The 11,590-nt window shown below is 56.0% G+C and carries 11 protein-coding genes; 3 read left to right on the plus strand and 8 right to left on the minus strand.

The genetic code is table 11. The annotated features are described in order from the left end of the window. Positions 1-74: 74 nt before the first annotated feature. Entirely contained in the window at positions 75-617 is a 543-nt protein-coding gene (locus C8D82_RS12380; protein ID WP_116884602.1) for a carboxypeptidase-like regulatory domain-containing protein, read from the plus strand. 7 nt (positions 618-624) lie between these two features. On the opposite strand, the gene C8D82_RS12385 is transcribed toward C8D82_RS12380, so the two are convergent. Further along, positions 625-1,839 (minus strand): hypothetical protein, encoded by a 1,215-nt coding sequence (locus C8D82_RS12385; protein ID WP_116884603.1) that lies wholly within the window; start codon positions 1,837-1,839, stop codon positions 625-627. A gap of 204 nt (positions 1,840-2,043) precedes the next feature. On the opposite strand from C8D82_RS12385, the gene efp reads away from it, so the two are divergent. Both efp and C8D82_RS12395 read left to right on the plus strand, forming a co-directional pair. After that, on the plus strand, positions 2,044-2,616 hold the full coding sequence (gene efp / locus C8D82_RS12390) for an elongation factor P (RefSeq protein ID WP_116884604.1): 573 nt from the start codon (positions 2,044-2,046) through the stop codon (positions 2,614-2,616). Between the two features lie 112 nt (positions 2,617-2,728). Next, positions 2,729-3,241 carry a hypothetical protein gene (locus C8D82_RS12395; protein ID WP_116884605.1) on the plus strand — a complete coding sequence of 171 codons (513 nt, stop codon included), beginning with the start codon at positions 2,729-2,731 and terminating at the stop codon, positions 3,239-3,241. A 337-nt stretch (positions 3,242-3,578) separates the two neighbouring features. Here C8D82_RS12395 and C8D82_RS12400 read toward each other — a convergent pair whose 3' ends face one another. The 7 genes from C8D82_RS12400 to C8D82_RS12430 form a co-directional block, all read right to left on the minus strand. Continuing rightward, positions 3,579-4,082, minus strand: coding sequence for a hypothetical protein (locus C8D82_RS12400; RefSeq protein WP_116884606.1), 504 nt, complete (start codon positions 4,080-4,082; stop codon positions 3,579-3,581). A gap of 66 nt (positions 4,083-4,148) precedes the next feature. Beyond that, positions 4,149-5,882, minus strand: coding sequence for a hypothetical protein (locus C8D82_RS12405; RefSeq protein WP_116884607.1), 1,734 nt, complete (start codon positions 5,880-5,882; stop codon positions 4,149-4,151). Positions 5,883-5,908: 26 nt separating this feature from the next. Further along, on the minus strand, positions 5,909-7,369 hold the full coding sequence (locus C8D82_RS12410; RefSeq protein ID WP_116884608.1) for a hypothetical protein: 1,461 nt from the start codon (positions 7,367-7,369) through the stop codon (positions 5,909-5,911). Further along, on the minus strand, positions 7,369-8,388 hold the full coding sequence (locus C8D82_RS12415) for a hypothetical protein (protein ID WP_116884609.1): 1,020 nt from the start codon (positions 8,386-8,388) through the stop codon (positions 7,369-7,371). Before C8D82_RS12415 ends, C8D82_RS12410 begins: the two co-directional genes overlap by 1 nt. Positions 8,389-8,495: 107 nt before the next feature. After that, positions 8,496-9,155: a hypothetical protein gene (locus tag C8D82_RS12420; protein ID WP_116884610.1), complete on the minus strand. Its 660-nt coding sequence runs from the start codon at positions 9,153-9,155 to the stop codon at positions 8,496-8,498. Between the two features lie 211 nt (positions 9,156-9,366). Beyond that, a complete protein-coding gene (locus C8D82_RS12425) occupies positions 9,367-10,710 on the minus strand; it encodes a protein kinase domain-containing protein (protein ID WP_165833049.1) in 1,344 nt (447 codons plus the stop codon). After that, complete coding sequence (locus tag C8D82_RS12430; RefSeq protein ID WP_165833050.1) at positions 10,700-11,320, minus strand: RNA polymerase sigma factor; 621 nt, start codon at positions 11,318-11,320, stop codon at positions 10,700-10,702. Before C8D82_RS12430 ends, C8D82_RS12425 begins: the two co-directional genes overlap by 11 nt. Between the last annotated feature and the right edge of the window lie 270 nt (positions 11,321-11,590).

The following is an 11,590-nucleotide window of genomic DNA, read 5'->3' on the forward strand; positions in this document are numbered from 1 at the left end:
ACACGTAGCGCCTCCGACGGGCTGAGGTTGGTGCGGATCATCAGGTTGAAACTTTTACCGGGAAATTTTACTTAATGAATATGAAGAAGCTGTTCCTGATTTTTCTTTTTTCTGTGATGCTTTTTCAGACAGGTTGCATCATTGCACCAATTCCGACTTGTCGATATCCTGAATTGACCGGTCGATTAACCGATGCTCAGGGCAAACCGCTGGCCGGAGCGAAAATCACGTTTGTCTGTTGGAAAATCAAAGAATTGACGCAAAAGACGATTACCGCTGAAGATGGTTCGTTTTCCATTGGTCCTGTTCGTTTCTGGAGCTATATCGGTTATCTGGGAAGCCCCGGTTTATACCCGGAACCTCCCTGGCCTGATTCAAACGCACTTAGCCTGACTTTTTCCACTCCGAACTTGCAAGGAAGCCTCCTCTGGCATGAGTATCGCGACCATCCGCCGCTTCCACCGCGTATTTTCGAGTTATGGACAACCCGGACAGTGAATGGTCAAAAACAGATATTTGAGCAGGATTACCGGGTTGCGCAAATTGACCATCTTACCAAGAGCATTCTGATCAAATCACCCGATATTCATATCCTGCTGCATCCGGTCGAGCGGTAATGAATTTTTATTCAAAAACATTCCACTTTTCCCATAACCCGCTCCAGTCTATATCCAATAGGGCCGTGTTCACATATCGGTAAAGCGTTATCTTTTCCCCGTAACGAAACCAGGCTCCGGCCCAGTTGATGGTAACTCGACCCCCCAAACGGAAAACTTCTTGGCCGTCTGTTGAAATTTCTTTCACTACTGTGATTTCTACATCAGCAGAATCATCAAATTCTTTATATTTCTTCCGGAAATAGTTTTCAATTTTTTCTTTCTTCCAAGTGTCAGAATTCTTATCCCCGGACAAACGGTTCACATAAGCCAAATGCTTCAATGGAATCACGAAAGTCCCCTGATAACCGCTGTAACACTGCATCATATTTATCCGGGCAAGCTTGTATCGGTATGAATCTAATTTACGCATAATGTCAAATTGCCAATTACGGCTGTCATCAACATTGGTATTCTCCCAGATTCTTCCATCCCTTGAACCATGAGCAAATAAAACCATTCCCCATACTTTCCCCCGTTTTTCAGTTAGAGTTTCAAGCAACTCTTTAAAGGTATTACAGTAGATGACCTTCTGACGCCATGTAAACAAGACGCTTGGCAACCGCCCAAATAAACCGGCCGTTCCCCAGATCGGCTTATCCCAATACCAGGTTCCCCCTTGAAATAAATCCGCGCAGATCCAGATATTCGGAACTCCGATCCGTACTCTGAATCCATCGGCTTCTTCCGTAACACTCAATTCCTGGGCCCAATAATCAAATTCATTTTCATTCAATTCCACTTTTTTCGCCAGAATTTTTCTGGCTCCCCGTGGAATATCAGCCAGAGTAATTCGCTTTTCCCTCACTTTTTTGAGAAGTGCCGGAGTACACTTCCACCCCTTGCAGACCAGAAAGATCAGTTCTTTTGCCCCATATGAAGACTCACTTTCCCATTTCCAGGATTCTTTTTGAGCCGTCAGCCAGATATTTTCAATCCAGACGGATATATCAATCCCATCAGTCTTGGCATCAATTTTCACATCAGATGCCCAATGAGAAAATTCATAAACATCAAGCTGCGCCAAAGAAGCCAAAGCCAGTTTACCCTCTTGCGGAATTGATCTTCTCCAAGGTTTTTCTTCGAGCAGAGAATCAACAATACCCTGTCCATATTTAATGGTGCAGCAATATTTTGTTTTCTCCCGGGAATTACAGGTGTCTTTCTTCCAGTCCCAATTCATTGAAAATCTCCCTGCAGTTTATTGGTTGCCGTTCTGATAACAGGAAAATTTGTCAACCTGTCGAGTTGATGTATGATTCAGTGAACCATCACAAAAAGTTCTCCTTCCGACCTCTTGAAAAAATATGGATGCCGGTGTATATTATTCGGTTCATTATAAGTTTACGACTCAATTACACCAATGTTTTAAGGGAGTTTTTCAAACATGTTCAGTCCATCCGACCTGAAGAAAGGCCTGAAGATCCAGATCGACGGCGCACCGTGGATCATCACCGAGTTCGATTTCTGCAAGCCCGGCAAGGGCACTGCGCTCTACCGCTGCCGCCTGAAAAACATGATCAACGGCTCCGGCATGGAAAAAACCTACCGTCCGACCGATAAAATCGAAAAGCCGGACCTCGAAGAACGTGAAATGTTCTACTCCTATTTCGACGGCCACCACTACATTTTCAGCGATCCGACCACCTATGAAGAGATGGCGGTTTCGGCTGAAACCCTCGGCAATCAGGCCTACTTCCTGATCGAGGACAGCGTCTGCAACTTCGTGCTCTACAACGGCCAGCCGATCGAAATCACGCTGCCGACCTTCATCGAAAAAGAGATCACCGAAACCGAGCCGGGCGTCCGCGGCGACACCGCGACCAACGTGACCAAGCCGGCCAAAATCGACAACGGTTACGAAATTCAGGTTCCGCTTTTCATCAACCAAGGCGATATCGTGAAGATCGACACCCGCACCGGCGCTTATGCCGAACGGGTCAGCAAGGCGCAGAACTGAGTTCTGAGCATTTGCGATAAGAAGGCCGCCGGAATTTTCCGGCGGCTTTTTTCATGGCCCGGCTGGAAAAACAATCGGAGTTGATGTATCTTTTCCGAAAACGGGGAGAACGATGAAACGATTCAACCGGGTATATAAAACCGGTTCCTTTCTGCTGGCCCTCCCGCCGGAGAAAGCTGCCGAATGCCTGCGTCGGGCGGTGAATATTCCCCGGAGTCTGCGGCCGGTCCGGTTCCACGGCACGGTTGACGATCTGGAATTCCGGCTGAAGCCGCCCTGTAACCTGACCGGGACACGGATGCGGAACTCCGCGCGGGCGGAGATTCAGGGCCGGATCGTTCCGGCTCCGGGCGGCTGCCGGGTCGAATATGCGCTCCAAATACCGGGATTGGCCTGGCTGGTGTTGTTCGGATTGTTCGGAATGCTGCTGGCGCTTTTTATCGCCACGCTCTGCTTTTCGCCGCGCCACTGCCCGCTCTGGCTTACGCCGGGCGCGCTGCTGTTGCTGCTGCCGCTGTTCTGGTTCACTCTTGTAAAACTTGCGCAAAATGAACTCCCGGCGATCGAACGGGCGTTTTACAGACTGCTCCTTGCGGCAATCAATGAAACACAGGAGGCGATATGACGGCAAAGCCGGCGGGAAGTCCCCTGTACCATACTTGCCAGCGAATTGAACCGTCACCATTCCTCCGCCCGAGACTTCCGGAGCCGGCGGATCGCTGTCACTTACCGCCATCAGGCAAACGGAACCCTGTATATCGGCAACCGCTTTGTTGCGATTCTCATCTTTGCAAAGCCCGGCCGGGAAACTCCCGTCCATTGAAAGGCAGATAAAAAAGAGTGTTCCGATTCATGCGCTTCATTCCCGGAACGGCTCCGAGCGCGGAGACCAGGTATTTCAGGCTCGAATGGGAACACTTGCATACTGTTTCCACCGGAGAATCCGCAAGCGTTTCTTCCGCTCACTCACCGGCTTTTTTCCCGATTGCCTTTTCGATATCGGTCAAACGGTAAACCAGAGCATATCGGTAAATCCCGGTGTCGTCGTCCAATTCTTTTTCCACCACCCGGTTTCTCAGCCGGAACTGCGGCGGAAGTCGGGGATACTTCTCCCGAAGCAGAGCGGTTGCACGCAGCATGGCGGTCCCTTCCAGATACCTGATCTTCTCCTGATTGGTATCAATCACGACGATCACGAAAACAAGGGTCCCATGCCGGTATGCTCCCTGCGCTGCGGCAGGACTGGAATCATAAATCCTGCGGGCTTCAGCATACTGCTTTTCCGGCGCCGCCTGATATGTCGGCGCAAAGGAAACCGGTTCCGGCAATGCCGCGACACTTCCCGCCGGTTCCGTTTCGGCGACGGTCTCCACATTTCCGACTGATGCCGGGTTTTCCGCAATCCGCCCCGCTCCGGCACAGCCGGCCAGCATGATGCAGCCTGCGGCCAACAACAGAATTTTCATATGTTCCTCCTGAAAAAGGGGAGAAAGAAATTTTTCCTCCCCGTATTTCTTTTACCGGCAACTCAATCAGAAATCATCGCTGACATCGACATCCCCGCCGAAAGTGCCGGAAGTGGACTGCTTCGTTCTGGCGGGGGCATTTGAAGTCCCGCGATTGATGATATTGGTTCCCTTCGCGGGCTTCTTCACAGCCTCGCGCTTCTGCACTTCGCCTTCCACCGCTTTTTTCTGCTGATTGTAACCTTTCTGGAAATCCTCCTTGCGGTTTTCGGAAGCCTTCACCGCAGCCTGATTCGCGGCATCGCGGCCGCGTTCGACCGTCTGGTGGCGGTTGTCCATCACCTTGGTCGCGTAGTTCAGCTTTTCAATCTCCAACGCGGCTTTGGCCGCATTCGGGTTGATGCCGTACACGGCAACGTAAATCGTGGTTCCGGTAATCGGATGCGTCACCTCGTCGCTGAACAGCTTCTGCATACCGCGAATCTTCTTTTTACTGAAAGACTGAGTCAGCTTTTCCGCATAGTTTTCCGCGACGATATCCCGCTGCACCTTGTCGTCGCCGCGACTCTCCAGCGCGGTCTGCGCCAGCTTATAGCTTTCCACGTCGGCCCACAGGCAGAAGGCCGCCATCTGCTGGGCGTACATTTCAGCGATTCCCTTGTTTCTCCGGCGCGCGCTGGAGGCGAGTTCGTCGTCATAGGCGCGGGCCGTCACGCCGAGAAACCAGCGGTTGCCCTGACCGTCGACATATTGGCGCGGTCCGACCATCGTGGCGGGATTCTGGGAATCCAGCCATTTCTGCACGCTCTTTCCATTCGCATTCGGCTTGATGCGGAACTCCTCCCCGGTCACGACCGCCCGGGCGGCACGTTCCATCGCATAGCTCCAGCACAGAATCACGGAAACCTGATACTTGCCGGTGGATTTATCCCAGGACTCGGTCTGCATGATCACCGAAGAACCATAGAGCGGCATTTTGGCCATCGATTCGACGGCACTGTCCTGCCGTTCCCGGACGTCAGCCTGCATCGCCTCGGCCTTTTCCGTCAGCTCAGCATATTTCTTCTGAGCGACCTCAAACTCTTTTCTGGCCTGTTCATACTGTGCCTGCGCCTTCTTATCGCGCGCATCGGCTTCATACTCCTGATCCAGTTTCCTGATCGCGGCGGCCATCAGGTCATTCAAACGGTCACCGAATGTGGTTCCGCGCAGCACGTCGGCTTCCGCCTTGTCCACCTTTTCCAGCATGGAAGCCAGAAGTTCTTTCTGCTGCGCAAGTTCTGTATTCAGTTTTTCACGTTCCGCGCCCAACGCCTTGTTGACGTCGCTGCCCGGCATATTGACCAGATCCATCGCCGACATCTCCTGATTGATGGTCTGGATAATCGCGACTTTCGCCGTCAGGACGGCTTTCTTGGCGGCCATTTCACGCTTGATGAAAAATGAGGCGTCCGTCGCCGGATCGGCAGTCTTGAAGTCAGCCGACTCGATCACGATCGTGCGTTTCTTTGCCTCATCCCAGCCTTCGTCCCATCCCTTTTCCTTGGCGATCCGCTTCAGCACCTGCTGGGCGCTTTTGAATTTCGGTTCCGCCGGAGCCGGTTCTCCCTCCTGCGCTTCACGGACCGCCTCCACGCCGCCATCCGACACTTCCTGCGGCGGCATCTCCGCCGGGGCGGCGGATTCAGCTTCAACCGCCGGAACTTCCTCTCCCGCGGCTTCCTGTGCGAAGCCCTGCAGCGGCATTCCGAGCGCCAGACCGGCGCCGATCAGGGAAACAAACCATTTTCTGTGTTCCATCGTATCTCTCCTTTATCATTGAAAGGTTAATAAGTCAATTGCAGCCGGTTGGTTTCGACTGCGGTAACGGCCGGTATCCAGCTCTTCTGCGGCATCTCTTTCCGCAGCCGGGCTTTCAGGAAATCCGCCAGATCATCCATCTTGCCCTGATAGTCCGCGGTGACGGTGACGGTCTGGGAGACCGCGTCGATCTTCCGGTTCACATTCCCGCAGCCCGGAACCTGTTCCAACACCTTGCAGAACAGCTCCAGAGCCTCCGAATACGCGGTCGAATAGTTGTCGATCACCACCGTGATCTCGCGCCCGGCGGAGGCCATCTGTCCGATCATCCGGTTCAGCTCCCTGTGGAGCGGCTCCCGGATCTGTGCGAACGCCTTCTCCGTCGCGATCTCCTTCTGCCGCTCGCCGGAGGCGTGAAACACCGCCGAACGGCGCGGGTCGTTCTTCTGCGACAGCAGCTCCCGCCCGGTATTCGCGTCGCTGATCCGAATCCACAAACTCAGTTGGACTCCATTCATCCCGCTGGCCGGATGGCGGAGCTGCCGGTAATCCCCCAGCGCATCGATCAGGTAGTCCGCCTTCTTTTCATCGGCGGAAAGTTTCAGTCCGAAGCCGACGAAGAACTTCGCGAACGTCTGGTAAAGCTCCCGGTTGCCGCTCCTGAGGCAGAACAGCGGATCACCGAAGGATTTCAGATAGGCACTGTACGACTCCAGCAGTTTGTCTTTCGCCACCCTGGCGTAAATCGCGGTGCGGTAGCTGCCGTCGCCGGCGCCCTCCTCGATGATCCGGTACTCCTCCACAAAACCGGAGGCGTGAGCGAAAATCCTCGAACGCACTTTTTCATTGTCCTGCACTTGCGTATTCGCCGCGAGCGTAGTCCCGAGCACCTGTTCCACCGCCGACCGCAACGCCGTCTGCAGCGACTGCTGCTTCGCCAGGTCGAGCCGCCCGTCCACGACGTAGGCGACGCCGACGGCGGAAACCGTGCCGGGCGGCAGCTTCGCCATCTGCTCCTGAAGCTCGCGGGACATATCCATCGTGCGGCCGGTCACGAAGCAGATCGCGCTGACCCCCTTCCGGGTTTTCCGGATATCGTACAGCACGACCCCGCGCAGAAACTGGTTCACGTTCACCGAAATCATCGACTCGTGGAACTCTTTGCTCTCCGTCCGGTCATCGATGGTCGTGACCGTGGTTTCGACGCGGTCGCGGGCGGATACCTCCTGCCCGATGAAAGCGGCGATCTCCCGCTTGCCCTGCGCCAGCGCAAGTTCGGAGGCCTCCGCCATCGGGATTTCGCCATCCAGTTCCAGGTCGACCAGCGAAATGATGTATACGCCGAATTTTTCGGACGTGCCGCCCGCACAGGTCTGCCCGTTCTCCCGCATCCGCTCCGCTTTGGCGCGGACGTCGAACGGAACATTCTCCGCGCAGAGCACCGCCCCCGCCAGAAACACTCCCAGCCATGCAGCAAATTTGAACATCAGCGCGCTCTCATGCTTTCATCGAAGCTGTCTTTGTACTGATTTTCCCACTCCGGCGGAGTGGCCAGCCCGATCCCGACCGCATACAGTTTGTTATTCTTCAGCCAGTTGCGGTCCTTGCGGATCTCATCGACAATCGGTTCGGCGTCCTCGTCATCGTCGTTCCACTGCATGATCTTCAGGCTGCTGGTCAGGTCGGAGGGCGACGCGACCGCGCGCGCCACCGGCACGTCAACGCCGGAAACCGACGCGTAAACCGTCATCACCATATCCTTGCCCACACCGTGCTCGAACCCCTTGTCCATGGTCATGCGCGTGCTGAGCATGCCGGTGATCTGCCCGCCGACCGGATAGTAGTTGCCGAGCTTGTTGGCGGCCACCGCGATCGCTTTCATCGCTGCATTGTAGATCGCCTGTTTCTCATCTTCCTCGCTGTAACCGCCGACACGGCGGCCGCCGAGGCCGAATTTGACCGCCCGGGCGGTGCGGCCGGTGGCCTTTTCCGCGAATTTCACTTCGCCGGTACGGATGTCCTCGCAACTGAAATCGCACTCGACTTCGTAGATCAGCAGGTCGTCATATTTGCGTTCCGTCTTTTCCTTGCTGACGGTGATGGAGGCGCTGAGGATCAGATCCATCTCCCGCGAATTCTTGTCGGGCATCTTCGCATCGCCGACATCCGCCAGCGACTGGAACAGCAGCACCCCGCCCCGGTTGTGCGCCGAAAACACCGAAAACCGCTTCAGTTTCGCCATCTCCGTCTGGAGCCGGGTACTCAGGGTCTGCACCACATTCGGCGAAATCTCCCCGGCCTTCACTCCGATGTCGTTGACCGCGACGCCGAGCAGCAGTTTCCGGTAGTTGTTCTTGTTGTAGTTGGCCGGGAGCGCGATCTCCTGATCCTTGACCTGTTCATAGGAATAGGTGGCGTGGGTCGGCTCCAGAGCGATATCGTCGGAGGAACAACCGGCGGCCAGAACCGCCAGCAGACCTCCCAGATAAACCAAACCGTACTTCATACTCGGCCTCTCGTGTGTTCTTGTCATTTTTAACCGTTCTTTATGTTTCTGGCAATGGGAAGGCGTTCCGGAGCGCGGCCGTGCCCCCGCGCCCCGGACAAAGGAAATTACTTCATCCGGCCCTCATCAAGGCTCTGCGCCTGCTCATAGCGGTACTTCAGGAACACCAGCGCCTCGCTGGTGAACTGCGCCTGATCGATCACGTTCATCACGCTTTTCACCTTCATGAGGGTATTCGCGTCGAACCCCTTGAACGAATCCTTCAGCGCAATCGCCTTGTCCACATTGGAGGCGGCCTCGGCGATGAGCGGCGTAAGCTCCGCCAGCTTGTTTTCCGGCTTCAACGCCATCACCGCCTTGTGTCCGGCGATAATGCGCGGATACTCCTGCTCGCTTTCCGGTTTGCCTTCGTCACGCTTTTTCGCTTCGGCAAGAACGACTTCGGAAGCCTGCGCCTCGGTCATGCCCTTATTGTTCCTGACCAGCTCCTCAACCTCGTAGGTATAGCCGATATAGGGACGGTTTTCATTGTTGGCCGTCACGTATTCATCCAGGTACTTGACCGTGGCACCGTAGAGTTTGGCGGTGGTGGCGGAGACAGCGTCGAGGTTCGCATCGCCGGAATTCACCGCGACCGCCGCGGGGCGTTCGGTGCGGAACCGCTCATACTGGGCGTCCCATTCACTGCGCTTGTCGCCGGACACGCATCCGGCGACGAACATGGCAGCGGCGGCAAAAGCTCCGAGTGCAACGAAAGAGTTCTTCATTTTTCTTTTATCCTTTATATACGGTTGGTTGATTCTGTTTCCCGATATTTGGGAATTCCTTTTTCTGTAATTTCCGGTCGAATCCTTTCTGCCATTATCCGCGCAGGCTCTTCATTTCTTACACATGCACGGCAAAAAACAGAAAGAATTCCCACTGTTTTTGCTTATTCCGGTATCATTTCGTAAATTCCGTAAATCCTTCCCTCCCCGGTTATCGTTTGTCGTCGTTCAACTTCATGCAGGTTCGCACCAGCGAATCCCGCTCGTTCAGCAAAGCCAGAAATGCCCGGACATCCGCCTCTCCCCCACTCCGGCGCCCGGCCAGGAACGCTTTCACCTGCTCCTCTTTGCGCGCCAGACGGCACAGCGGATCCTCACGCCAGTGTTCCTCGCGTGCTTTCAGGATCAGGCCGCGCACCATCCGGGAGGTTTCCGCGGTCATCTCGTGCACATTCAGTTCGCCCAGCTTTTCCACAGCTTCGCGGTCAAGCATTTCCTCCGCCCGTTCCGCCCGTGCCAGCAGCGCTTTCACCTGCCCGGAAGTCCGGTTCCGGTACAGCAGTTCAAGTTCCGTAACCGGAAGCGCCCCGCCGGGAAGCGGCTCCGGGAGCGATGCGGCCGCAACGGTGCTTTCCGCGGGCGGAACCGGGACAGCAGCGCTCCGGGCTTCCACCGGCCTTTTCTCCGTTTTCCACGACAGGAAGAACACAGCAGCAGCTGCTGCAGCCGGCAACAGCAGTCCGGCGGCCCACCGCCACGCGCCTCCCCGGCGCCGCGCGACAGTTTCCGCCGGAGCAGTCAGCAGCCGCTTCATCTCCTGCGAGGACTTCACCGTCGAAGGCGAACGGCAGGCCGCCGTATAAGCCCGGATCAGCGGGGCGGCTTCCGAAATCGTGACCGATTGCGGATAGTGCGGATAGTCGCACACGGCACATCCCGTCAGGGCGCAATAGATCACCTTGCCCAGCGCGTACAGGTCATCCTCCCGGTTCGCCGGGCGCTTGCCGGAGAGCAGCTCGCCGGACATGAATCCCGGTGTCCCGACCAGGCTGGCATTCCGCGAATCCGTGGTCAGGCCGATGTCGGCCAGCGTGGCGCGGCCGTCCACCCACAGAATATTGTCCGGCTTGATATCGCGGTGCAGAAGGTTGCGGCGGTGCAGGCAGTCAAGCCCCTCCAGCAGTTCCGCCGCCATTTTGGCGACCTCGCCGGCAGGCAGGGATTTCCGGTGGGCCAGACGCGCCGCCAGCGTGTCGGGTTCGTACCCGCCGCCCGTTCCGGCAAGGTTGTCTGCCGCGTCCATCGTATAGTAAAGGACTCCCTCCGCCTGATCGATATGGTGAATCTGAAGCAGATTGGGATGGCGGCACTCCCGGTAGTTCTTCAATCCCTGCAGTTCCCGTGCGGTGACTTTCGCCGACAGCGGCAGCAGCTTCAACGCCACCTGATGCTGCGTCAGCACGTTACGGGCCAGGAACACCCGGCCGTACGCGCCCTCGCCGCACAGATACAGCAACTGATAAGAGCCGATTCTGTCCCCGACGTCATACTTCATCGCGCAGCAGCTCCAGTTCCGGGTCGGATTCATTCAGTTCAAGGAGAATCTGCCGCAGCGTCTTCAGGCACCGGCTTTTGGCGACGTAGATGCGGTTCGGCGTCATCTCCAGCGCCTCGGCGACCCGCCGCAGCTCCCTCCCCTGCTCGGCGTAAAGCTCGAACGCCTGATAGGTTCCGGCATCGACCCGCGACCGCAGGATCTCCCTGGCCTGTTCGAGCATGAACCGCCGCCAGCGGTCCAGCAGGATCCGGTCCAGCGCGACGTCCGGCGGTTCCTCCACGCCCCGGCACAACTCCTCATCCGCGGCGAACTCCGGCTTCGTCACCATGCGCCGGCGCAGGATGTCCACAATCTTGCCGGAAACGATCCGGCTGAAATAAGTCCTGAATTTCGCGATATTCGGATCGAAGCGGAACGTGGAGGAATTGCGGAAAAAGCGCAGCATCACCTCCTGCACCAGATCGGAACATTCGTCCCCGGAAAGCCCCTTTACGGCCCCCACGTCACGGATGATCTGGTGATACCGCTCGTAAAACTCGCCCCACGAAACCGAATCGCCGTCCCGGAGCTTGTCGATCAGTGTTTTCACCGTGGTCGGATATCTCATGCCGTCCTCCCCCCACCGGAATAAACGAGGAATTCGCCGCCATGCCATGACCGGTGGAATGCCGGCAAGGACAACAGTCGGAAAGGTTGATGGAAAAAGAGGAAAGGGATAGACGGAAATTGCGGAAAACACACGCTGTTTTCCGATAAAAGCAAGCCTTTATTTATAAATAAAGGCTTGCTTGCTTGCTTGCTTGCTTGCTTGCTTGCTTGCTTGCTTGCTTGCTTGCTTGCTTGCTTGCTTGCTTGCTTGCTTGCTTGCTTGCTTGCT

The sequence above is a fragment of the Victivallis vadensis genome (assembly GCF_003096415.1).
In the GTDB taxonomy this organism is placed as follows: domain Bacteria; phylum Verrucomicrobiota; class Lentisphaeria; order Victivallales; family Victivallaceae; genus Victivallis; species Victivallis vadensis.

Bases quoted from the DNA above. Each gene is read 5' to 3' on its own strand.
- C8D82_RS12385 (WP_116884603.1), bottom strand. From the start codon at position 1,839: ATGAATTGGGACTGGAAGAAAGACACCTGTAATTCCCGGGAGAAAACA.
- C8D82_RS12405 (WP_116884607.1), bottom strand. From the start codon at position 5,882: ATGGAACACAGAAAATGGTTTGTTTCCCTGATCGGCGCCGGTCTGGCG.
- C8D82_RS12415 (WP_116884609.1), bottom strand. From the start codon at position 8,388: ATGAAGTACGGTTTGGTTTATCTGGGAGGTCTGCTGGCGGTTCTGGCC.
- C8D82_RS12395 (WP_116884605.1), top strand. From the start codon at position 2,729: ATGAAACGATTCAACCGGGTATATAAAACCGGTTCCTTTCTGCTGGCC.
- C8D82_RS12430 (WP_165833050.1), bottom strand. From the start codon at position 11,320: ATGAGATATCCGACCACGGTGAAAACACTGATCGACAAGCTCCGGGAC.
- efp (WP_116884604.1), top strand. From the start codon at position 2,044: ATGTTCAGTCCATCCGACCTGAAGAAAGGCCTGAAGATCCAGATCGAC.
- C8D82_RS12400 (WP_116884606.1), bottom strand. From the start codon at position 4,082: ATGAAAATTCTGTTGTTGGCCGCAGGCTGCATCATGCTGGCCGGCTGT.
- C8D82_RS12425 (WP_165833049.1), bottom strand. From the start codon at position 10,710: ATGAAGTATGACGTCGGGGACAGAATCGGCTCTTATCAGTTGCTGTAT.
- C8D82_RS12420 (WP_116884610.1), bottom strand. From the start codon at position 9,155: ATGAAGAACTCTTTCGTTGCACTCGGAGCTTTTGCCGCCGCTGCCATG.
- C8D82_RS12410 (WP_116884608.1), bottom strand. From the start codon at position 7,369: ATGTTCAAATTTGCTGCATGGCTGGGAGTGTTTCTGGCGGGGGCGGTG.
- C8D82_RS12380 (WP_116884602.1), top strand. From the start codon at position 75: ATGAATATGAAGAAGCTGTTCCTGATTTTTCTTTTTTCTGTGATGCTT.